20 protein-coding genes are annotated in these 25005 nt (G+C 32.6%); 15 read left to right on the plus strand and 5 right to left on the minus strand.

The features are described from left to right. Positions 1-144 precede the first annotated feature (144 nt). On the minus strand, positions 145-1740 hold the full coding sequence (gene bshC, locus QBK95_RS02020) for a bacillithiol biosynthesis cysteine-adding enzyme BshC (protein WP_280930004.1): 1596 nt from the start codon (positions 1738-1740) through the stop codon (positions 145-147). Between the two features lie 214 nt (positions 1741-1954). On the opposite strand from bshC, the gene QBK95_RS02025 reads away from it, so the two are divergent. The 11 genes from QBK95_RS02025 to QBK95_RS02075 all read left to right on the plus strand — a co-directional run bounded on the left by QBK95_RS02025 (position 1955) and on the right by QBK95_RS02075 (position 14866). Further along, entirely contained in the window at positions 1955-4435 is a 2481-nt protein-coding gene (locus QBK95_RS02025) for a M14 family metallopeptidase (protein WP_280930005.1), read from the plus strand. A 35-nt stretch (positions 4436-4470) separates the two neighbouring features. After that, complete coding sequence (locus QBK95_RS02030; RefSeq protein WP_280930007.1) at positions 4471-6633, plus strand: M3 family metallopeptidase; 2163 nt, start codon at positions 4471-4473, stop codon at positions 6631-6633. A 48-nt stretch (positions 6634-6681) separates the two neighbouring features. Beyond that, positions 6682-7332 carry a DinB family protein gene (locus QBK95_RS02035; protein ID WP_280930009.1) on the plus strand — a complete coding sequence of 217 codons (651 nt, stop codon included), beginning with the start codon at positions 6682-6684 and terminating at the stop codon, positions 7330-7332. An 8-nt stretch (positions 7333-7340) separates the two neighbouring features. Next, positions 7341-8060, plus strand: coding sequence for a hypothetical protein (locus QBK95_RS02040; RefSeq protein WP_280930011.1), 720 nt, complete (start codon positions 7341-7343; stop codon positions 8058-8060). Positions 8061-8074: 14 nt separating this feature from the next. Continuing rightward, a complete protein-coding gene (locus tag QBK95_RS02045) occupies positions 8075-8530 on the plus strand; it encodes a tRNA (cytidine(34)-2'-O)-methyltransferase (protein ID WP_280930013.1) in 456 nt (151 codons plus the stop codon). Between the two features lie 43 nt (positions 8531-8573). Next, positions 8574-11432: a M16 family metallopeptidase gene (locus QBK95_RS02050; RefSeq protein WP_280930015.1), complete on the plus strand. Its 2859-nt coding sequence runs from the start codon at positions 8574-8576 to the stop codon at positions 11430-11432. Between the two features lie 32 nt (positions 11433-11464). Further along, entirely contained in the window at positions 11465-11977 is a 513-nt protein-coding gene (locus QBK95_RS02055) for a GTP cyclohydrolase II (protein WP_280930017.1), read from the plus strand. A 9-nt stretch (positions 11978-11986) separates the two neighbouring features. Continuing rightward, complete coding sequence (locus QBK95_RS02060; RefSeq protein ID WP_280930018.1) at positions 11987-12451, plus strand: PaaI family thioesterase; 465 nt, start codon at positions 11987-11989, stop codon at positions 12449-12451. 88 nt (positions 12452-12539) lie between these two features. After that, on the plus strand, positions 12540-13166 hold the full coding sequence (locus tag QBK95_RS02065) for a hypothetical protein (RefSeq protein WP_280930020.1): 627 nt from the start codon (positions 12540-12542) through the stop codon (positions 13164-13166). Positions 13167-13735: 569 nt separating this feature from the next. After that, a complete protein-coding gene (locus QBK95_RS02070) occupies positions 13736-14206 on the plus strand; it encodes a fibronectin type III domain-containing protein (protein ID WP_280930022.1) in 471 nt (156 codons plus the stop codon). Between the two features lie 147 nt (positions 14207-14353). Next, entirely contained in the window at positions 14354-14866 is a 513-nt protein-coding gene (locus QBK95_RS02075; protein ID WP_280930024.1) for a hypothetical protein, read from the plus strand. Here QBK95_RS02075 and rimO read toward each other — a convergent pair. Continuing rightward, positions 14863-16164: a 30S ribosomal protein S12 methylthiotransferase RimO gene (rimO, locus tag QBK95_RS02080; protein WP_280930027.1), complete on the minus strand. Its 1302-nt coding sequence runs from the start codon at positions 16162-16164 to the stop codon at positions 14863-14865. The two genes, QBK95_RS02075 and rimO, sit on opposite strands and share 4 nt — an antisense overlap. A 137-nt stretch (positions 16165-16301) precedes the next feature. On the opposite strand from rimO, the gene QBK95_RS02085 reads away from it, so the two are divergent. Beyond that, on the plus strand, positions 16302-17417 hold the full coding sequence (locus tag QBK95_RS02085; protein ID WP_280930030.1) for a serine hydrolase domain-containing protein: 1116 nt from the start codon (positions 16302-16304) through the stop codon (positions 17415-17417). A gap of 7 nt (positions 17418-17424) precedes the next feature. Here QBK95_RS02085 and QBK95_RS02090 read toward each other — a convergent pair whose 3' ends face one another. The 3 genes from QBK95_RS02090 to QBK95_RS02100 all read right to left on the minus strand — a co-directional run bounded on the left by QBK95_RS02090 (position 17425) and on the right by QBK95_RS02100 (position 21413). Beyond that, positions 17425-19848: a TonB-dependent receptor gene (locus tag QBK95_RS02090; protein WP_280930032.1), complete on the minus strand. Its 2424-nt coding sequence runs from the start codon at positions 19846-19848 to the stop codon at positions 17425-17427. Positions 19849-19933: 85 nt separating this feature from the next. Then, positions 19934-20845: a FecR family protein gene (locus QBK95_RS02095; RefSeq protein ID WP_280930033.1), complete on the minus strand. Its 912-nt coding sequence runs from the start codon at positions 20843-20845 to the stop codon at positions 19934-19936. 49 nt (positions 20846-20894) lie between these two features. Further along, the gene (locus QBK95_RS02100; RefSeq protein WP_280930035.1) at positions 20895-21413 is read right to left on the minus strand and encodes an RNA polymerase sigma factor; all 519 of its coding nucleotides are present in this window, start codon (positions 21411-21413) and stop codon (positions 20895-20897) included. Between the two features lie 110 nt (positions 21414-21523). On the opposite strand from QBK95_RS02100, the gene QBK95_RS02105 reads away from it, so the two are divergent. From QBK95_RS02105 to QBK95_RS02115, 3 genes are all read left to right on the plus strand, one after another. Further along, on the plus strand, positions 21524-22597 hold the full coding sequence (locus QBK95_RS02105; RefSeq protein ID WP_280930039.1) for a hypothetical protein: 1074 nt from the start codon (positions 21524-21526) through the stop codon (positions 22595-22597). 34 nt (positions 22598-22631) lie between these two features. Then, entirely contained in the window at positions 22632-23360 is a 729-nt protein-coding gene (locus tag QBK95_RS02110; protein ID WP_280930041.1) for a hypothetical protein, read from the plus strand. Positions 23361-23932: 572 nt separating this feature from the next. Beyond that, a complete protein-coding gene (locus tag QBK95_RS02115; protein ID WP_280930043.1) occupies positions 23933-24958 on the plus strand; it encodes a zinc metalloprotease in 1026 nt (341 codons plus the stop codon). Positions 24959-25005 lie beyond the last annotated feature (47 nt).

The raw sequence follows: 25005 nt of genomic DNA on the forward strand, positions 1-25005 counted from the left end.
TCCATTGGACAAGATGACTAAAAAAAAGGTTACAAAATAGATATCAAACTATTTCAAGTATACTGCAATAGCTATAACAAAAGTCGATAACTCGAATTAAAACATATTCGATTGTCGAAATAAAACACAGATATATTTAAGAGACTATTGCTTAATAATTATAAATTCTCCCTGTAAAGGATTTAGTTGTTTTATAAGTTCAGGAATTAACTGCTCCCCATATTCTAAATACATTTCGGAGAAATTGGTGTTACGTTCTTGTAAGCTTTGATTAGGGAATAGTTCATTTTGGATCTCAGTTAAACGTTTTACCTGATCACTAAGCTTTATTCTTTGGGCTTTTAGTAATCGTTTTTCTAATACATCTAATCCCTTAAGCTGTTTTACTTCTTGAGCTTTGACAGCATTGACAAAGGTTACATCTGTTTGCTCGGCTAACTCATACATTCCTTTAAACTGTTCTTTCAGATGTTCACGTTGTGGATTAAAATTAATATCAATATTAGATATTTGCCTTACTTTACGATTTATTAATTCATGTTGTTTTAAGAATAATTCTATATTCGCAACCTTCAACTTCTTAATTTTATCTGCCTGTTTTTCTGTTTGAATCAAGACCGAATTACGAAGTAGCAATATCGGAAAAGGAACTGCTACAGCGTCAAAATAATCTTTCAATTCTAACCAATATGCCAATTCTCCACCACCTCCAATATAGCAAAGATTAGGTAAAATTACTTCTTGATATAACGGCCTCATCATTACGTTTGGACTAAACCGTTCTGGGAGCTCAGAGAGTTCTTTTAGTATTTCGCTCTTAGTCCAAGAAATGTCCGTATTGTTTACAGAATACGCTCCATTATTTTCTATGATACGTTCTCGCAATCCTTCGGAAAGATAAAAAAGATTAATCTCTCTTGGGTTTACCTGCACCTTATACCCTTTAGCACTGAGTTTTTCTGCTTTGGGTAATACCGTATCATAAGAAATCTGCATTTCCAATTCTTTTTCCATATACGGAATAAAAAGACGTTTTAATTCTCGATCATTGGCATCAATTATAACCAATCCTTGATCACGAAATAGCTCATTAGCCAAATACCTGGTTGCATCTGCTAAATTAGAGTGTTCTAGATATGCCTCTTTAAAAAGTAATTTTAACCGTTCTGCATTTCGTCCTGAACCTATTTCCGAAGAAAATATATCAAAAACTTTATCCAATCCTTCAGTATCAAATACTCCAACAGCTCCTCCATCTTTATGATTCCATTGGATTTTTTTTCCAAAAAGATTAAAATAGTTTATTTCATCAAAATCATGATCCTCAGTTGCCATCCAATAAACTGGAACAAAATTGTATTCTGGATGTCTATCCTTTAAAACCCTAGTAAGATTAATTGTTGAAACAATTTTATATAAAAAATATAATGGCCCTGTAAAGAGGTTTAGTTGATGGCCTGTAGTAATTGTAAATGTGGTATCCTTAGCAAGTAATGTGATATTTTCTTGAGTTTCCTCAGATGTATTAATTTCCTTATACTGAGATATCAAAACATCTTTCAAAACCTTACGATGTTCTTTAGTGTACGATTGTTGTTTATCCTCGAATTGGCTTTTAAAATTCTCTATTTTAGGAAAACGATGATAAAATTCTTTTAACTCATGTTTTTCGTCTAAATAATCACATATAAAAGATGAAAAGTAATTCGTATCTCTAAACGGAATACAGTCACTAGGCATAAGGTCTAAATTTTGATCGATAAATATACGGCGGATTGTGATTGCATCTGTTTTTTTATATTTTTTTTAATAGTTAGTCATTTCCAAATCATATTCAGGATTTCGCGGTAAACCTAAATTTATAAATATGGGCCATTTCAAATCCTAAATTTTAGTTAATACGATTTATATCCTAAATTTAAGGCGGTATTTTACCACAATTAAATACATCTCAATGAAAAAAACTCTCTTAACTCTTTTTGTCTTCATAACTACTTTTAGTTATGCTCAAGACAAACTACAATCTCCATCAACATTTTTAGGGTACAATCTCGGAAATCAGTTTACACGTCACGCAGACGTTGTTAACTATTTTAATCACGTGGCAACTAACTCTGAAATGGTAACCTATCATACGTATGGAAAAACAAATGAACGCAGACCATTAACTTATGCAATCATATCGAGTAAGGAGAATCAAAAGAATATCGAAAATATCAGATTGGATCATCTTAAAAACACTGGTATTGTACAAGGAAGTAGTAACCCTCAGGTCGCTGTAGTATGGCTTAGTTACAACGTACATGGTAATGAAGCTTCTAGTACCGAAGCTGCAATGAAAACTATTTATGAACTAATCACTAAAAAGAAGGATTGGTTACAAAATACAGTAGTTATTATGGATCCTTGCGTAAATCCAGATGGTAGAGATCGTTATGCCAATTGGTATAACCAGACAAAAGCTTCACCATATAACGTAGATCAAAATGCAACAGAACACAATGAACCATGGCCTGGCGGAAGACCAAATCATTATCTTTTTGACCTTAATAGAGATTGGGCATGGGCAACACAAGTAGAATCATCCAGTCGTCTAACTGCTTATAATAAATGGATGCCTCATATTCATGTAGATTTTCATGAACAAGGTATCAATGAACCCTATTATTTTGCTCCTGCTGCAGAACCTTTTCATGAGATCATCACATCTTGGCAAAGAGATTTTCAAACTCAGATAGGTAAAAATCACGCAAAATATTTTGACAAAGAAGGTTGGTTGTTTTTTACCAGAGAACGTTTTGATTTGTTATATCCTAGCTATGGAGATACTTATCCAACCTTTATGGGAGCAATAGGGATGACCTATGAACAAGCTGGTCACGGACGAGCAGGACTTGGTATACAAACAGATGAAGGGTATGTACTTACACTAAAAGATCGTTTATTACATCATACCACAACAGGGTTATCGACTGTAGAGATATCTTCTAAAAATGCAGCTAAACTAAATACAGAATTCAAGAAATTCTTTTCAAACTCTGGATTGAAGTACAAAAGCTACATATTGAACGGTGAATCTGATAAAATTAATGCGCTAACAAAACTATTGGATAAACATGAAATCAAATATGGATATACTAATAGCGCTAAAATATCAGGTTTCAGTTTTAGAGAAAATAAACAAGGAAGCATCAACGCAAATGGAGCTCTAGTGGTAAGTACGGATCAACCAAAAGGTAAAATGGTAAAAGTATTATTTGAACCCGATGCTAAATTAAGTGATCCTCTTACATATGATATCACTGCTTGGAGTGTTCCTCATGCTTATGGATTAGAAGCGATAGCTTCTACATCTTTAATTCCTGCAAATGGAAATAAAAAAAATAGTGTAATAACAAATTCAGCAAACTCATCAGGAGCAGGATACATTGCGAAATGGAATAGTATGGACGATGCTGCTTTTCTCGCTGAATTATTAAGCCGTAACATAAGAGTTCGTTTTAGCGAAAAAGATTTCACAAACAATGGAGTTAGTTTTAAGAAAGGTAGTCTTATCATTACCAAAAGCGATAATCGTAGCAGTAAAGATTACGACAATACTGTAATCGATATTGCTAACAAGCATAATCGTAAACTTTATACTACGACTTCAAGTTTTGCTACTAATGGTGTAGATTTTGGTTCTCCTGACGTTAAACTTATCAATAAACAACGTATTGCCGTACTAAAAGGAAACTATACATCCTCTCTAAGTTATGGAGAAATCTGGCATTTCTTTGAACAACAACTTCGATACCCTATTACTTCTATTGATACTGATTATTTTAAAAGAACAGATCTTAGCAAATATGATGTACTCATACTTCCTAATGGATATTATGGAGGATATTTTGACAAAAGTTCACTCGATAAATTAAAAAAATGGATCGGTAGCGGAGGTAAAGTTATTGCCATAGCTAATGGTGCAAAAGCTTTTGCCAATAAAGATGGTTTTGATTTAAAAAGTAATAAAGCTAAAAAAGAGAAAAACGATTCTATTGGAAATCTTATCCCATATGATAAACGTGAACGCGAACGTGTAAAAGACTTTATAACTGGGAGTATTTTTAAAACAAAAGTGGATACATCGCACCCTATGGCTTTTGGGTATAGTGACACTTATTTTAGTCTGAAATTAGGTAGTAACTCCTACAAATTTTTACAAAACGGATACAATATTGCATATATCGAACAACCAACAAGTGTTTCAGGGTTTTCTGGTAAAGATGCATTCGCTGGTTTAAAAAATTCTTTAGTATTCGGTGAAGCCAGAATAGGTAGCGGAAGCCTTATTTATATGGTAGACAATCCATTATTTAGGTCGTTCTGGGAAAACGGAAAATTATTTTTTGTCAATGCAATTTTCCTTACCAATAATAACAAATTTAGATTATAAATTATTAGATAACATCATCAATAAAACACCATATAATGTACACTCAACACATCTCCAAAACGATAAAAACTATAGCGTTCTGTTCGTTGATCGCTTTAACTAGTTGTAATAAAAAGAAAGATACTGTGGAAACTACAAATCCTAAAGAAGAAGTAACCAATGTGTTATTAAAAGAATGGACTGGACCATATGGAGGAACTCCTGCATTTGACAAAATGAAGATTACAGATATTAAAGCCGCTTTAGAAAAAGGCATGGAATTAAATCTGGCTGATATCGACATCATAACGAGTAATAGTGAAGCTCCAACTTTCGAAAATACAATTATACCTTTAGAGAAATCTGGAGCTGAACTAAATCGGGTTTTTACGTATTATGGAATTTTAAGTAGTAATATGTCTTCTCCAGAATTTAGAGAAATCCAAAAAGAGATGGCTCCTAAACTATCTGAATTTCGATCAAAAATATCTCAAAATGAAGCTTTATTTCAAAGAATAAAAACGGTTTATGACAATGCTCAAAAACAACCTTTAGAAGCAGATCAACAACGTGTCGTACAACTCACTTATGAGCAATTTGCAATGAATGGCGCAGAGTTGGATTCAGAAAAAAAGAAACGATATGCAGCGATTAACAAAGAATTATCTGCACTCTATACTAATTTTTCTAACAATATATTAGCAGATGAAGAAGGGTATGTTACGTATCTTAATAAAGATCAATTAGGCGGATTATCAGAACCATTGATTAAAGCATATGCAAAAGCTGCCTCTGATAAAGGAAAAGAAGGTCAATACGCAGTTACAAATACTAGATCCTCTATGGATCCTTTTCTTACCTACTCTACCGAAAGAGAGCTGCGTGAAAAAGTTTGGAAAAATTATTACTCTAGAGGAGACAATGGAGATGACAAAGACAATAATGAGAATATTGCTAAAATCCTAAAACTAAGAAAAGAACGCGTAGCACTATTAGGATATGATAATTATGCGGATTGGAGGTTGCAAAACAGGATGGCTAAAAATCCTGAGAATGCCATGAAATTAATGAATGCAGTATGGCCAGCTGCAATCGGTCGTGTTAAAGAAGAAGTTAGAGACATGCAAGCTATAGCGAATGAGATTGGAGACAACATCTCTATAGAACCATGGGATTACCGATATTATGCAGAAAAAGTAAGAAAAAAGAAATATGATTTAGATTCTGATGAAGTAAAACAGTATCTACAATTAGATAACTTAAGGGAAGCTATGTTCTTTGTAGCGGGAGAATTATTTAATTATAAATTTACTCCTATTGCAGAAGGAACTGTTCCTGTATTTCATGAGGATGTAAAAGTTTGGGAAGTAAATGATAAAACCTCTGGTGAACATATTGGATTATGGTATTTAGATCCATTTGCAAGAACAGGCAAACGATCTGGTGCTTGGGCAACAACCTATAGAAGTCATACCACTTTTGATGGTAAAAAAACCGTATTAGGGTCTAACAATTCTAATTTTGTAAAACCAGCTCCTGGAGAACCTGTATTAATATCTTGGGATGATGCTGAAACTTTTTTCCACGAATTTGGACACGCACTACATTTTTTCTCTTCAGAAGTAAGGTATCCAACTCTTAATGGTGGTGTCAGGGATTATACAGAGTTTCAATCTCAACTATTAGAGCGCTGGTTATCAACAGATAAAGTAATCGACACCTATCTGGTTCATTACAAAACAGGCGAACCTATGCCAAAGGCATTAGTAAACAAAGTAAAAAAGGCAGCTACATTTAATCAAGGTTTTGCAACCACAGAATATCTTGCATCTGCCTTAATGGATATGAAGTTTCATTTGGCAGATCCTGCAAATATCGATGTAGATAAATTCGAAAAAGAAACTTTAACAGCACTAAATATGCCTAAAGAACTCGTAATGCGTCACCGTACTCCACATTTTGGACACGTGTTTTCTGGAGAAGGTTATGCAACCGCATATTATGGATATATGTGGGCAGATGTATTAACTTCTGATGCTGCTGAAGCCTTTGCAGAAGCTCCAGATGGATTTTATGATAAAGAAGTGGCTGCTAAATTGGTGAAATACCTTTTTGCACCCAGAAATGCAATGGATCCCGCAGAAGCTTATAAAAAGTTTCGTGGACGCGATGCCAAAATAGAAGCCTTGATGAAAGATCGAGGTTTTCCTTTACAATAAAACGATAACAAACTAGTATCATATTACTAACTTTAAATCCTTTCAATAATGGTCAAAGAATCAAACACAACCAGTAGAAGAGAATTCATTAAAGGATCTGCAATCTTAACCGCAGGATTAGCAACAACTCCATTAATAAGTTATGCAAATGAAACACCTCCAATTGAATCTTCTGATAATCTTTATCTGATTGGGCCACAAAAAGGATATACTCCTCAGATTGGAACATTACTGTCTACAATGACCATGATGAGGACTTGGGTAATAGGAACTGTTAAAGACCTTACAGTAGAACAATTGGATTTTCAGATAGATGAACAATCTAACTCAATCGGTGCAATGTTATTTCATCTTGCGGCCACAGAGAGATATTATCAACTGAACACATTTGATGAGATTTCTTGGGGACAATGGAGCGATGATATAAAAAAGGAATGGGATGTTCCTATGGGATTAGGAGAAAAAGGAAGAGAAGTGATAAAAGGTAATCCTATTGGTTTTTATCTTGACAAACTTAAAGAAGTAAGAGAAATAACCAAAAAAGAGTTTGCAAAAAGAGATGATGAGTGGATTATGAAATCTGAACCATTTTTTAGTAATCAACCTACTAATAATTATGCAAAGTGGTTTCATGTCTGTGAACATGAATCTAATCACCGTGGACAAATTAAATTTATAATTAAAAGGCTTCCCGCTTAATACAAATTATGAATAAAATGGTACGTCTTGAACCAGAAAAAATTATCAATACAATTTCATTATTAGAAAAACGTATCGATGATCGATTTCCAGATTCTGGTCTTAAAAAAGTATGCCATGTTTTTTTGCAAACCGCACAAGATAGTAAGCAAAATATTGAGTGGATTTCTAAACCAAATCTTACCTTAAGGATTTTTGCATATCTTATAATTCTTACGGGTTTAGGTGGATTGATTTACAGTATCACCTATATTGATTTACGTATTGAAAATAATACATTAGCGAATGTTGTTACCATATCAGAAGCTATTTTCAATGACATCATACTATTAGGTGCAGCGATTTTCTTTTTGGTTTCGTTAGAATCAAGATTAAAAACTAAACGCGCTCTTAAAGCTATTAATGAACTTCGAGCGATTGCCCACGTAATCGATATGCACCAATTAACCAAAGACCCAAACTTAACAGATTTACCAGAATCTGCTACAGAAAATTCACCAAAAAGATCTTTTACAAGTTTCGAATTGCAACGCTACTTAGATTACTGCTCAGAAGCTACTGCATTAGTTGGTAAAGTAGCGGCATTATATTCACAAAGTTTGCCAGATGAAGCTGTAGTACGTGCGGTAAACGAAATCGAAGTACTGACAACGGGATTGAGTAGAAAGATTTGGCAAAAACTTATTATTTTAAACGAAACAAGTTCTAACAAAAAAGCAAAGCAATAGCATTAATATAAAGAATGGCGTACAACATTGTTCTAATAGAACCAGAAATACCAACCAACACAGGAAACATCGGACGATTAAGTCTTGCATCTGGATCAAACTTACATTTGGTAAAACCTTTTGGATTTGAACTAAGTGATAAACGAGTTAAACGTGCAGGATTAGATTATTGGAAACATATTTCTTTAACAATTTATGATAATATTGAAGAGTTTCTATCCATACACAAAGACAAAAAAATGGCGTTTTTTTCAAGTCATGGAAAAAATGATCATTGGTCGATCGATTACGAAGATGATATGTTTTTAATTTTCGGAAAAGAATCTGTTGGCTTACCAAAAAATATTACAGAAGCGAATGAGAATAGCACCTACAAAATACCAATACTTAATGAGCATATAAGAAGTTTAAACCTAGCAAATGCCGTCAGTATTGTGGTATATGAAGGACTAAGACATTTAGCTACATAAAATATTATATAAATTATTATAAATTCATCGTAATTCGTCAATCATGAGAACAATCAAATTTTTAACTGTATTACTTTTCCTTTTGGGATGTATAATTTCCTGTAAAAAAGAGACAACTGAAGAAACTAAAATTGCTGAAACCAAAGAATTCAAAGTTGATTTCGAAAAATTTACTTTGAATAATGGTTTACAAGTCATTTTTCATGTAGATCGTTCTGATCCAGTTGTTGCTGTTGCGCTAACAGCGCATGTGGGTTCAGCAAGAGAAATAGAAGGACGAACTGGTTTTGCTCATTTATTCGAACACTTACTATTTCTGGAATCCGAAAATTTAGGAAAAGGAGGTCTAGACAAAATGAGCGCAAGAATTGGAGGATCAGGAGCTAATGGATCTACAAGTCGTGATAGAACAAACTATTTTCAAACAGTACCTAAGGATGCACTTGAAAAAATGATCTGGGCAGAAGCTGATAAACTTGGGTTCTTTATTAATACAGTAACTGATCCTGTTTTAGCAAAAGAGAAACAAGTAGTTAAAAACGAAAAACGTCAAGGTGTAGATAACAGGCCTTATGGACATGTTTCTTATGTAATTGATAAGAATATGTTTCCAAAAGATCATCCTTATAGTTGGCAAGTAATAGGATCTCTTGAAGATTTGCAAAATGCAACTTTGCAAGATGTAAAAGATTTTTATAATCGTTGGTATGTTCCTAATAATGTAACACTGACGGTTGCTGGAGATTTTGACACAAATCAGGCTAAAGAATGGGTACACAAATATTTTGATGAAATTAAACGCGGAGAAGATATTGTTCCGTTAAAAAAGCGTCCAGCAAAATTAACTGAAACTAAAAAACTATATTATGAAGACAACTTCGCACGTCTTCCGCAGCTTACAATGACTTGGCCATCTGTACCTCAGTATCATCCAGATTCATATGCTTTGGAAGTATTATCTAGTTATTTATCTGATGGAAAAAAAGCTCCTTTTAATAAAATAATCGTAGAAGATAAGAAACTTGCACCCAATGTAACCATGTTTAACTTTGGGTCAGAGTTAGCTGGCCAATGCAGATTGATCATTAGAGCGTTCTCCAAAACAAACCTAAATGATATAGATAAAGCTGTACAAGAGTCTTTTGCCGCCTTTGAAGCAGAAGGTATTTCTCAAGAAGATCTGGATCGGATTAAAGCAGGACAGGAAACGGATTTCTATAATGGCTTATCAAGTGTGCTCGGAAAAGGGTTTCAATTAGCACAATATGAAATTTTTGCGGGAGATCCTGGGTTTATTAATCAAGATGTTAAAAATATCCTTGCCGTTACCACTGATGATGTGGCACGTGTATACAATCAATATATCAAAGGAAAACATTATGTCGCTACTAGCTTTGTACCTATTGGTCAAGCGGATCTTGTTTTAAATGGATCTTCTTTGGCAGAAGTAGTAGAAGAAAAAATTGTAGAGGGAGCTGAAGAAAGCTTTGATGCCAGCATCACAGCTACCTATCAAAAAACTCCTTCGAGTTTTGATCGATCTATCGAACCACCATATGGTGAAACCCCAAAAGTTACAATCCCTGAAGTATGGGAAGACAATTTAACTTCTGGTCTAAAGGCATATGGTATACAGAATGATGAAGTACCATTAGTGCAATTTAGAATGGATATCAGAGGTGGCTTATTACTGGAAAAACATGATAAAGTTGGAGTTTCTAATCTTTTGGCTCGGTTAATGACAAAAGGAACACAAAACAAAACCACTGAAGAATTAGAAAATGCGATAGAAAGCCTTGGTGCAATATTAGATGTATATTCCACTAATCAAAATATAATTTTAAGTGGTAGTACACTATCCAAAAATTATGACAAAACGATAGCGTTAATTAAAGAAATTTTATTAGAACCCAGATGGGACGAAAAAGAATTTGAATTAATTAAACAAAGTGTTATTAGTCAAATACAACAACAAAAGGCAAGTCCACGTAGTATTGCAGGAAATGAATACGCTAAACTAATTTATGGAAAAGATCATATCCTTTCACATAATAGCTTAGGTACAGAAGATTCAGTAAAAGAAATTACGATTGAAGATCTTAAAGAATATTACAATGAAAATATTTCTCCATCAATAACTAAACTACATATTGCTGGTGATATATCTAAAAATCAGGCAATTTCTTCACTTGTAGAACTTAATAAAAGGTGGTTACCCAAAGATGTGAAATTTCCTCAACTTCAAAACCCTAAAGCCCCAGAAAGATCCAGAGTGTATTTTTATGATGTTCCTGATGCAAAACAATCCATGCTCCGTTTTGGATATCCCGCTATGGCTGCAACTAATGCTGATTTCTATCCAGTTCGAATTATGAATTATCGATTAGGTGGAGGTGGATTTGCATCACAACTCACTCAGCAATTACGTGAAGGTAAAGGATACACATATGGTATTGGATCATTTTTTTCAGGAAGTACCATTCCTGGAGCGTTCACTATATCTAGTGGTGTTCGATCCAACGTAACCTATGAATCAAGTAGATTGGTAAAAGAAATACTGGAAAACTATGGAAAAGATTATAGCGAAAATGACTTAGAAGTTACCAAAAGTTCTTTGATTAAAAGTAATGCCAGAGCTTTCGAAACTCTTGGAGCTAAACTGAATATGCTAACCAATATTAGTACATTACAATTTCCCAAGGATTATGTTACTAAAAGAGAAGAAATAGTAAACAATATGACCGTTGAGGAAATTAAAAAACTAGCAAATCAATATTTGGATCCGAATAAAATGATATATCTGGTAGTTGGCGATGCTAAAACACAATTAAAGAAATTAGAACAACTAGGATATGGTACTCCAATTTTATTAAATGAAGAGAACGAAACAGTTAAAGATTAAACAATACAAAGAAGATTTAAAAACAACCCAAAGTGATTATTAAACTTGCAGAAACGGACTTGAAGACCAAATACGGAACCTATCATGAAATTTTGTTTTATGATGGCCAAAAAGAATCTTTTGCACTTGTTATGGGAGACATTAAAGCAAAGGAAAACATACTATGTAGAGTGCATTCTTCTTGCATCTTTGCACATCATTTTAATAGTATAGAATGTGACTGTAGAGAACAAATGGAAATTTCTCAACAGTTGATTCAAAAAGAAGGGAAAGGAATCATAATTTGGTTAGATCAGGAAGGAAAATCTAATGGTCATTACGCACTATTAAAAAGTATTGAATATAAAAAACAAGGATTACTGCAACCTGAAGCATATGAAGCTGCAGGATTTAAAAAAGATGCAAGAGATTTTTCTGCTGCAGCAAAAATTCTAAATAAACTGGATGTAACCTCTATTAGAATGTTGACTAATAATCCAAAAAAAGTAGAAACTCTTAGTCAATTCGGGATTAAAGTAACTGGGACACAACCCACCATATTATAATATAAAACAATGGATTTCACACCTAAGACTACAAAATATAAACAAAAAGTAGAAGATAGTTTTGATCGTCAAAAATTTATGGAGTTCATTAGTGCAAAACTAGTAAAGGTAACTCCTGGATATTGTGAAATTCATATACCATATAATAATAACTTAACACAGCAACACGGTTTTTTTCATGCAGGGATCATAGGTACATTAGCAGATAACACTGCTGGATATGCTGGATTTTCTTTAATGGAGGAAAGTTCATCGATTCTAACTGTAGAATTCAAACTAAATTTAATGTCTCCTGCAGATGGTGATTTACTAATTAGCAGATCAAATGTTTTAAAAAATGGAAGAACGCTAACCATATGCCGACCTGAAGTGTACATTGTTAAAGATGGTAAAGAAAAATTATGTGCTGCATCACAATCTACATTAATTGAACTTAAGGATAGTGCAGATGGAAATAATAGAAATCAACTTTGATCAAGTTTAAAAAGAATATACCTTATTAGAAAATACGTCTATCTTTATAAGATAATCCTTTAATGTAAAACCAAAAAACTGATTTGTTATGGAATTAACATCATTTTATGGCGATCTACTATTTCAGACTAATCAATATCCCTTGATTAAACTGCATTTATCTAAAATCGCTGATCGAATGTTAGATGGAATAAAAGAAAATAGAGATTTTATTTTCGAAGAAGTTAATAATTATCATTCGGATTATTTAGGTGCATCAATTGAAGTATTAAAAAAATTAAATTTTACAATTCATGATTGTCGAGCTACAATCGCCAATGAATATGGTTTTAAAAACTGGAAATTAGTTGAACAATTAGAAGATTATTACGATCAAAACTTTGAGAATGCTGTTAATTATCTTGTAAATGGAGATTTTACAAATCTTAAAAACCTAATTGATTCAGACCCTGAACTCGTTGTTAAAAGATCTAAATATGGGCATAAAGCCACCTTATTAAACTATGCCGCAAGTAATGGTGTAGAAATGTGGCGACAAAAAGCACCTCAAAATCTTCCCGAAATGACACGGTTTTTAATTAGTAAGGGTGCTGATCCACGCGCAACAATGAATGTGTATGGAGGAATGTTTGATACATTAGCCTTATTAGAATCCAGTGCACATCCTTTTGAAGCAGGAATTGCCGATGAGATGATAGAAATTTTAAAATTTTAAAACTAAAATACTCGTGTCGATATACTACTGGTTACAACAACGAATAATAATTATTTTAAAGACAAAAAAAGACAAAAAATTACCTTAGAAAGCATGCAATTCTGCATAAAAACACAGCTAGATGTGTGAAATAATTTTCAACTTCATTTTTTATTCTCCAGATTGTTAAGAAGTATTCTTTAAAAGCTTTTTTAAACTTATTGAATTACTATTAAAAACACTCATTTATTAGATTTTCAATAAAAATAAATTAATTTAAGCCTCTTTTGTTACCAAATCGTTAACAATTTTGCTTTTTTTAACAAAAACCGACTTATCATATTCTTAATAAAATTCATTAAAAAAAACATATTTTTTAAATATATCCTTACCAAAATTATGAAATTCTAATACATTATTCCTGTATTATTAAACATATCTCATGTTACGTCTATCTTCTTAATAAATTCCCTCACTTTCCATTGTGAAAATTTTAAGATTTCGTTTCATTTTTTTAGATACTTTTGCCGCCGATTTAAAAAACAACAAAAACTTTAAAGCAAATAACAAAACTATTAAATATTAAAAAAATGATTAAAAAATTACCATTTCTACTAGTTATCGTTTCTCTTCTAATTTCTTGTGAAGCAGAAGAATTTGACACAACAAATTTCCAATCTACAGGCGACACTGATACTATAGATGAAAACATCGAAGGTACTGACGGTACTGGTGGTTCAGATACTTTAGATCCAACGGGAGATGATCTTAGTACTTGTGTTGCGCCTAAAGAATTAACTATTGCCGCAATCACAAACGAAACTGCAAACTTAACTTGGTCATTAGAAGAAGCTGAATTAGGTGAGTATTCTTGGGAGGTAAGATATTCTAAAAAAGTTTCTCTTAATGAAGAAACAGCTACTATATTAAGCGCTGACATTAACAACATTATGATAGATGATCTAGAACCATCTACTGTATATGAAGTATTTGTAAGAACAAATTGTGGTGCAGGAAACTATAGTGACTGGAGTAACGCAATCGAAATTACGACATTATAATAAACTAGAGATTCTAAAGAAACAATTGTTCTCTTTTTAGAATTAAGAATTAGCCAAATTTTAAAAGTTTATTACGCACTAAAAGGGGTGATCTGATCAGATCACCCCTTTTTTATATATATTTATAAGGGATCAAAACATATCATTATGAAAAAAAGAGGTCATACTATACTCATAGTATTAATATTGTTCGGAATATCTAACATTAATGCTCAAAATAATATTGGCGATGATAAGTTCAATGAATTTGATTTTTGGGTTGGTGAATGGAATGTATACAAACACGGAACAGATACCCTTGTAGGCTACAGCAAAATTGAAAGCATTATTGATGATAAGGTAATTAAGGAAACCTACCATTCTTCTAGATCCAAATATCACGGAACAAGTTTGAATAAATATAATCCCAGAACTGATCAATGGGAGCAATTTTGGGTGGATAATACTGGATTGACCTTACACATTAAAGGCAATATAAAAAATGGTAAGATGGTATTACAAAACGAAATCGACACCAAAAAAGGTGTTTTATCGAATAAAATATCCTGGGTAAAGAATATAGATGATACCGTGAGACAAACCTGGTTGCAAAGCAGTAATCAAGGCAAAACCTGGACAGTAGTATTTGATGGGGATTACAAACCTAAACAGTTAGACTAAATTACTTCTCCATACAGATCAAAATCCTCTGCTTCATATATTTTAACAGTAGTATATTCTCCTGTTTTTAAATAAAATTTAGAAGCGTCGATCAGCACTTCATTATCAACATCTGGAGAATCGAACTCTGTTCTACCAATAAAATACTGTCCTTCTTTACGATCAATAACTACTTTAAATTCCTGCCCTATTTTTTGTTGATTAAGCTCCCAGGAAATTTGAGATTGTATATCCATAATTTCATTCGCTCTTTCCATTTTCACTTCTTCTGGAACATCATCTTCAAGATTAAAGGCATGAGTATTTTCTTCATGAGAATACGTAAAACAACCAAGACGTTCAAAACGCATTTCCTTAACCCAATCTCTTAGTGTTTCATAATCTTCTTGTGTCTCTCCAGGATACCCTACGATCAATGTAGTACGAATTGCCATCTCAGGAACTGCGGCTCTAAACTCTTTCAAAAGTTTAGTAGTTTTCGCCTTTGTAGTTCCTCTTCGCATTGATTTTAGAATCGGATCTGCAATATGCTGTAATGGAATATCTATATAGTTACATATTTTAGGCTCTTTCTTCATTACTTCTAATACTTCCATAGGAAAACCTGTTGGAAAAGCATAGTGTAATCGTATCCATTCTATTCCTTCTACTTTTACCAATTCCTTCAATAAATCGGCTAACCTTCTTTCTTTATAAAGATCCAAACCATAATAGGTTAAATCTTGAGCAATGAGCACTAATTCTTTAACTCCATCTGCTGCAAGTTTACTAGCTTCAGTAACCAATTCTTCAATTGGAGTTGACTTATGTTTACCTCTCATTAATGGAATTGCACAAAACGAACAAGGACGATCACAACCTTCTGCTATTTTTAGGTATGCATAATTTTTGGGGGTCGTTGTTAATCTTTCTCCTATGAGTTCGTGCTTATAATCAGCACCTAACGCCTTTAATAAACCTGGAAGTTCTGTAGTTCCAAAATATTGATCCACATCAGGAATTTCTTTCTGTAAGTCTGGTTTATATCTTTCAGATAAACAACCAGTAACAAAGACTTTATCCACCGATCCTTCATCTTTTTTCTTTACGTATTCAAGTATCGTATTTACAGATTCTTCTTTTGCATTAGCAATAAAACCACAAGTATTTATTACTACAACATTTCCTTCTTCTTCGTGAACTACTTCTTTATTATTAGCTTTAAGCTGTCCCATAAGAACCTCACTATCATATACGTTCTTGCTACAACCTAAAGTAACTACATTAATCTTATTCTTCTTTAAAGTCTTTGTTCTCATATCATTTGGATAAAGGTGTGCAAAGATACAATGAATAACTAAAGTTTAGCATATAAATATGGATAACTCTATATGATTAAAAACAGAAATTAAACCTTTCGTATCTTACAGAGTCTAAACCTACAAAACCCCAACATATGAAAACCTTAGTTATTTCATTTTTATTCTTATTAATACCCTTGATGTTTTCCTGCTCTAGTGACAATGAAATAATTGAAGAAGTCGTTATTGAGGAACCTGATCCAGATACTACAGATCAAAATACATTATATTTCCCTCCTATTAATTCTAGTCTATGGGAAACAACTTCGATAGAAAACTTAAATTGGAATGGAAATGCGGAGCAACCATTATATGATTTTCTTGAAGAAAAAAATACTAAGGCATTTATCATACTTAAGAATGGTCGCATTGTGATAGAAAAATACTTTAACGGAGGAACCCCTTCTGACAATAATCCTTGGTATTCTGCTGGAAAGACGCTTACCGCTTTTACTACTGGATTAGCACAACAAGAAGGTTTACTTGACATTAATCAAACATCCGCAAGTTATTTAGGTGATGGATGGGCAAACATTACTACTGATCAACAGAATGCGATTACCGTTAAAAACCATTTAACAATGACATCTGGTTTAAATTATAACGTTGCTAATCAAAACTGCACAGACTTTGATTGTCTTACTTATTTTAATGAACCAGGAAGTTTTTGGTATTATCATAATGCAGCATATACGCTACTTACAGATATTGTAGCTGGAGCAGTGAATATGGACTATAGCACCTATTTTGATTCCAGACTAAAAAACAGAATTGGAATGAATGGTGCTTGGGTACGTCTTGGGTATGCAAACATATATTATAGTACGGCAAGAAGCATGGCACGTTTTGGCCTATTAAACTTACATAAAGGAACCTGGAACACTACAGCAATCCTTACAGATGAAAACTATTTTACAGAAATGACCACTACTTCTCAAGATCTCAATAAATCTTATGGATATTTATGGTGGTTAAATGGAAAATCAAGTTTTAGAACACCTGCATTAGAAACAGAATTCTCAGGAGAATTAATACCCGATGCTCCAGATGATCTTATCGCTGGATTAGGCAAAAATGATCAAAAATTATATGTAGTTCCAAGTCAAAATTTAGTCATTGTCAGAATGGGAGATGATGCTGGTCAGACATTGTTAGGACCTTCTGGTTTTGATAATGAACTATGGATAAAAATTAATAAGCTTATTAATTAGAAAAATATTAAAAAGACACTCTAAACGTTGCATTAGGGGTTATTGCAAGAGAAGAGTTAACAACTTCATTGGGTTCGTTTTCTTCATTGATTCGATAATAATTACTAATACTATTATTCTTATCTGAAAAATTCCAAACAGAAATACCTGCATGACATTTGACCTTTTTCGTTAAAAAAAAATCATAAGTAGCGGAGATATCTAATCTTAGGTACTCAGGTAATCTAGCACTGTTAGCAGGATCATAGTTGATTCTATCATCTTCTATTTCATTCAGAAATTCTGGTCTTGTTGTAGGTAGACCAGAATGCCAATTTAGTCCTGCGGATATTTTTAAATCTTTAATAGTATATGCTACTCCTAATGTAAAAGAATGAGTAATATCAACATTGTTAGGAAACTTTTTCTCATCAAAAGCTTCAAAAGTATATTCATTATTTACATATGAATAACTTAGCCAAGAACTCACATTTCTAAATCTCTTATTTATAAGAAAATCTACTCCAGAAATAACATAATCTCCAATCGCTTCTTCGAACTCATATTGATTACGAAACCCCTGACTTCTTGCTGTAATTCCATTAACCAATTTATAATACCCTTCTGAACTAACTAGCCATCCTTTTCTATTAAATTGCAATCCGAAAGAAACCTGCTTACTCTTGATTACTGGAATATCATCATCATTTGCCAAAACCCATCTTCTTTTCTCGATACCCAGAAAATCATTCTGAAAATTTATGATCTGAGAAGTATTCTGATGCTTAAACTCTCCCAATATTTCAAAATTAAAATAGTTTAGAAACTTCTGATTATAACTTAATCTTGGTTCTATAATGTGCTTATTAAATTTCTCATTAAAACTATATCTCAACCCAAAATTTATAGAATTCTTCTTTTTAAATCCTTTATAACCTAGCTGAGAAAAAAAACCATGATTACGGATTACCCTTATCTTATTTCTGCGGAAAGTAGGGTTGTCAATATCATTAAGGTTTGAGATACCTGTTTCGGTAAGTTGATACCCATTCAACCAGATAAAATTCTTGTTTAAGGTATAGTGGGTATTTAACTTTATTCCCGTTTCAGAAACTACATTTTCTTGCAAAAACCGCTGCTGATCCTGAAGATTTACATTTATTGATTTTAATGTATAATCGGTTTCATAAACCTGAAGAGAAGAAATAAACCGTTCACTCCAATATCTCTGATACCAAATTCCCCCTGCTATACTTCGTTGTGTAAGACTACTTTGTCTAGAGCTAATATTTGTATCGATAATTGAATTCTCAGTAAAAACCAATTCATTATTTATCCCTAAAAAGTTGATTCTAAGTTTATCTTTTTTAGAAATTTTCCAATTCCATCTCAAATTAATATCATAAAAATCAAATTCTATATCCGTTTCATTGTTACTACCAATCTCGCTATCCTGAGAAATTCTATCAAAATATTGCTCATATGTAGGTGTTTTAATAAGATTACTTATTGATTTTCTAGCAGAAAGCTGCACTGAAGAGTTTTTTCCTATTGGGATATCTGTAAAAGCATCTGCACTTATAAGATTTAAGCCTGCACTACTTTTAAAACTGGAATTAATTTCTGTATCGGTATTCATTAAAATTGTTCCCGAGACACTATCAGTATATTCAGTTCCAGTTCCATTCTTAATTAAAGTTGCGTTTCCTGTTATGTTAGGATTAAAGATGGATATCAATCCGAAAAAATGACCAGATTGATACATTTTGATTCCATCCCAAAGAATTAAATTCTGATCATGAGTTCCTCCTCTAATATTGATATTAGAAACAGTTTCATCGGTACTTTGTACTCCAGGAAGCGCTTGTATCGTTTGTAAAACATCAGCTTCTATTAAACCAGGAAGTATCCCGAAATCATCATACTCAATCTGAAAAACACCATCATCAGTTTTACTAATTCCTTTTGTTAGATAGTCTTTAAGAATTACTTCTGCTAAAATCTCGGTTTCTGATGTCATATAAATATGTTCGCAATCCAATGTATTGAAAGATCTAGAATCTATATAGATAGTTTTAAAACCAAGGTGGTCAATCGTAATTGACTCTTTATCACTAAAAACTTCTAATTCAAAATACCCATTCCTATCACTTGTTGTCGATGATTTTACACCTCTAATAGTTGCACCAGAGAGTAACTTATCTCCAATAAGTTCTTTGATAACTCCACAAATAATAAAAGGTTTGTTTCCTTTATTGATAGAAACAAAAGTATCATTAAGAATAGTAAAAGTAAGTTTTGTTTCTTGTCTCAGAAAGTTTAAAATCTGATCAAAAGATAGATTTTCAGGAAGGTTGCCAACATAGACATCTTCTATAATATCATCAGCATAAGTAAATTGATATGCAAATTCTTTTTCTATTTGTGTTAGTACATCGAGTAGATCAAACATATCCTTCTCTCGCTTAACCTGAGCACTTAATGAATTAGTTATAACAACGAATAGTAATACGAGTAGAATGATTCTACTAACTTTATTATTTGGTATTGCGTAGAGTGATGCGATTAGAAGTTTCAATATTATAAATCAAATCTAGTGGTAAAGTTATAGATTTTAAACCATCTTCAAGATTATTATGAACAAAACCACCCGTAAAGAGTCGTTTTGTGTCAATATTTTCCATTACAACTACTACATCATATTGTCTTTCAAACTCCTTTACAACAGCATAAAATGGAACACTTTTAAAACTGCTAATGTTACTTAACCATTGGGGGCGATCTAAATCAACAGTTTCAAAAGTAATTTTTCCATCTATAATCCTCATAGTATTACCAGCCGACAAGCTTTTGGCATACGATTCATGTTCTACTCTTACAAGACCTTCAAAGCATTTAACTTCGAAATAATTCTCTCTGTTCTTTACATTAAACTGAGTTCCTAAAACAGTTATCCTACCATCTTTAGTAATTACATCAAAAGCAGATCCTTTTTTTACTTTAAAAAACGCCTCTCCTGAAAGATTAACTTCTCTTTTATTATCCCAAGTACTCTTATTAAATATGATCTCGGATTTTGAATTAACCTCTACTTCAGAAGCATCTGGAAGTTCGACGGTCAGTTTTTGATTTGCCAGTGTTTGGAATGTACTATCTCTCTGAAAAAAGTAAAAAAAGGAAATACCTAATATTACGACAAAAACTGAAGCAATCTTTAATAGAGGTATGTACCAATGGGTGTTTTCGGAAACCAGATTGGTAGTACTTTCCATTTTAGCATACAAATCTTTTATTTCTCCTATTTCAGAAACATCAGAAGCCTTAAAATACTGAGCACCTTCAATAACCTTGGTATGCATTTTATAATCATCCAATTTCTTAAACAATTCTAATTCAGCATCTGTTAAATCATCTGCTAACCATTTTTTTATCAAATATTCTTTATCCATTTTCAGTCTTCATTCTATATATATAACAACTAAGTTTTAAAAACTCCTTTTATTTAAATCCTTCCAATTCACTTTTTAGCTTATTATAAGCTGTATAAATTCTGTTTTCAGCAGCTTTTCGCGTTATCCCGAGCATCTCTGCTATTTCTGCATGTTTCTTTCCTTCTACTTTATTTAGCAAAAAAGCAGTACGTTGATCTTCTGTTAATCTACTTAAAGCTTCCTGATATTTTTGTAAAAACTGTTGATGTTCTAATAGAAACTCAGGAGATTCGTGAGTATAATCCTTTGGCTTTACTTGTCTATGTCTGAGTACCACTTTTTGATGCTTGATAGCATTGAGCATCATATTTTTTGCAACTTTAAATAAAAAACCTTTTGCTTTATCAGGAGCCACCTCTTTGCAATGAGATAACAATTTAATAAATACATCCTGCATTTTATCATTAGGCTCTAAAGTCTCTCCATACTTATAATACAGAAAATTATATATCTCTTTAGAATACTTACGATAAATCGCAGAAAACATTTTTTCATCACAAACATTTTCTTGTATTTTTTTTGGCATCGCCTAGATAACTTTTGTGGTAAATGTAAAAAAAAGAAAAAAAAGAAAGGAGTTTTTAAAACTTAGTTGTTTTAGTATTTAGATTGCAAGTTTATAAAACTTAACATCCTATGAAAACTCACATCAAATCTATCTTCATTTTTTTAATGGTTGGCATTATAGTTAATACTACTGCCTGCAGAACTGAACTCGACGAAGAAATCGGTTCTCCTCAAGACCAAACACTTAGAGAAAACTCTAAAGTAGCTGACCTTATATTAAAAACGGCTTTGAACGACGGGTCTGGGGACAATATTTTGGATAGTTCCAGTTGTTTTAATGTTGAATTACCTGTTACCGTTAATGTTAATGGTATTGAAGTCATTGTTGATTCTGTAAACGATTTTGAACGTATTGAGGAAATTTTCAACCAATTAGAAGATGATCTTGATGATCTGAGTTTCATTTTCCCTATAACATTGATCGCTAGTGATTTTTCTGAAACTATAATTGAAAACACTGATCAGTTAGAAGAATTACTTGAAGATTGTGAAGAGCAGGATGAAGATGATGATATCGAATGTATTGATTTTCAATATCCGTTCTCAGTTTCTGTATTTAATGAAAATAGCGAAACACTAGAAATCATCACTTTTAATAATGACAAAGAATTATACAGTTTTATCAACAACCTTACTGAAGATGATATTGTAAACATTAGTTTCCCTATAACCTTAATCCTTTCTGACGATACTGAAGTTGTGATTAACAATTTAGATGACCTAGAAAATGTAATTGAAGATGCAATAGATGATTGTGACGAAAATGATCTTAGCGATCAACGTTTCATCAAGGTAATTACCAGCCAATCTCTAAAAATTCAGAAATACAAGGATAACCAAAGTAATGAAACCAATAATTATAGAGATTATGTTTTTAATTTTTCTGAAGATGGTACGGTAGTAATCACTTTAGAAGACAATGATGCAGATGATAGTAATAATGAAATTACTAATGGAACCTGGTCAGTACATACAAGAGTTAATGGAGGATTAGACGCCACACTTGATTTTGGAACTGAAGCCCCATTAAATAAACTCAATAACCAATGGAATGTTAAAAAAATAAAAGAAAACAGAATTATGCTGGATGACAGAGACGGCATTGGTGCCAATAGAGATGAATTATTCTTTGATAAAATTTAACAACAATACCCTGAAATATAACAAACCAATTAACATGCGAAAATCACTTAAAACTATTAAAAATACATTTTTCACAGCTTCTTTTGTAATACTAGCAACTACCTTGTTGACAAACTGTGAGAATGAAGGATTAACATCGTTTAACGAATCAAACGAGATTAATACTGGAGTAAATATAAAAACACTTAATCTCTCCTCTGATGGGTTAAACACTTCTTACACTACCAACCTAATGGCAGGGCAGCATCATATAGCTGGTACAGTTACGGTTACTTCGGATCAAACCTATTTATATGTGACATATAAGACCAATTGTACTGATGGTGATAACGACACAGAAGAAGATACCAGTTTTAAAACAAGTAATGATAACAGAAGTTGGACCCTTAAAGCTACTCATTTATATGTCGGTAATTGTGGGGATATACCAATAACCAAAAAAGGAAATCCAAAAATAGGTAAGTTTCCATACAAAACTGAGCACCCAAATGGCATAAATGAATTTATTTACACTATTCCATTATTGGATATTGGAGAATGCTTCTGTTTAGCTGCTCATGCAGAAGTTGATTGTGGAGAATGTGATAATAATGATGATGATTCTGACGATGATAATAGTGGTCCAAAATTCAACGGTAATACAGATGATTATTGCGGTGAAGAAACAGCATGGGCCGCAGGAGAAGGATTTCCAGGAAATAGCTGGGCTATGTATATTGAATTCTGTTTACAAAATGAAGACGGAGGCAACGGGCCGAGTTAAAGAATAATAAGAAGTGTACTTAGAGGCTCTATACCAATTCAGCAATTGATCAATAGAACCTATTAAGAGAGAAATTATCCAAACTTAACAAATATGATACCCCAATGTCAATATTAAATATAGTTGAAAAAAATCAAGTCCTATTTTATGGAGTTTTCATAATAGCATATTGCCTAATATTATTAATGTTATCTCTTAAAATATAAAACAAAAAAGTAAGTGAAGAAATGTTGAATTTGTGTAGTAATAATATTCAACTATTAAAGATCTCTGTAGATAGAATTTATTTTTCATACGTAAGACCAATTCTTCTATCATCGCAGAGGTAATTATATCTTTATTTTGGTTAGAAAGGAGTTATTCTATGTAATAACTCCTTTTTTTATTAACTATTTTTTAATAATAAAAAGACTACTTTAACAAAAGTACATAATTACTTGTTTATCAATATATTATTAAAATATAATAAATAAAACTCAATATAAAGTGTACAAGTTTTTAATAAATATTTTGTGTATTTCATATTGTTTTTATTACATTTGAGCGAATCATTTAACTCAATTTATATTTTTATGAAAAAAATACTTTTAGGCTTAGCAGCCTTTGCATTAATCGTAACGGCTTGTTCTAAAGAAGAGGTGTCGGAACAAGATTTAACTCAACAGGAAATTATCAAAGATAACGGGGAAATTGCAGGAAAATCTAGAGCCTGTCACTCTGACTACAATCTCAAAAGACAAATCAAAGAAAATCCAGGCTTAGAAAACATCCTAAACTCTATCGAATCCAAAACCAAGCGCTTTATCGACTCTAAACGACCAGGAAACGGAAACGGTGGTGGAAATAATGGCGGCGGAGAAGAACCACCAACAGATTTCCCAATAGTAACTATACCTGTTTATGTACATGTAATCTACAGCAACAATCAAGAAAACATTAGTGATGCTCAAATTAATTCTCAAATAGCAGTTTTAAACAAAGATTTCAGAATGAATAATTCTGATGCTAATCAAATCCCTTCTGAGTTTGCAGATAATGCCGCAGACACTCAGATTAATTTTACACTTGCAGGAGTAACCAGAACCTCTTCTTCAAGAACTTCTTGGGGAACAAGAGATGACATGAAAAGATCGAGTCAAGGAGGTGTTGATCCAATAGATCCAGCTAATTACCTAAATATGTGGGTATGTAATATTGGTGGCGGAATCTTAGGATACGCACAATTCCCTGGAGGAAGTGCAGCTACAGATGGTGTAGTAATTTCTCCACAATACTTTGGCAATACTGGATTTGTTTCTGCACCTTTTGACGAAGGAAGAACCACCACTCATGAAGTAGGACATTACTTAAACCTAAGACACATTTGGGGAGATGGTCGTTGCAAACAGGATGATTTTGTAAGTGACACTCCTGCATCAGACAGAGCGAACTACGGATGCCCTTCATACCCGACTTCACATTGCCGTTCGACAGATATGACAATGAACTATATGGATTATGTAGACGATGCCTGTATGTATATGTTCTCTAATGGACAAAAACTAAGAATGAGAGCAGTCCTGGAAGCTGATGGAGCCAGAGCATCATTAGCCAACTAAGACCTAAATAGTCGCCTATTTTTAATAGGCGACTATTACAAATACAT

This window comes from Aquimarina mycalae (genome assembly GCF_029906345.1).
Lineage (GTDB): Bacteria > Bacteroidota > Bacteroidia > Flavobacteriales > Flavobacteriaceae > Aquimarina.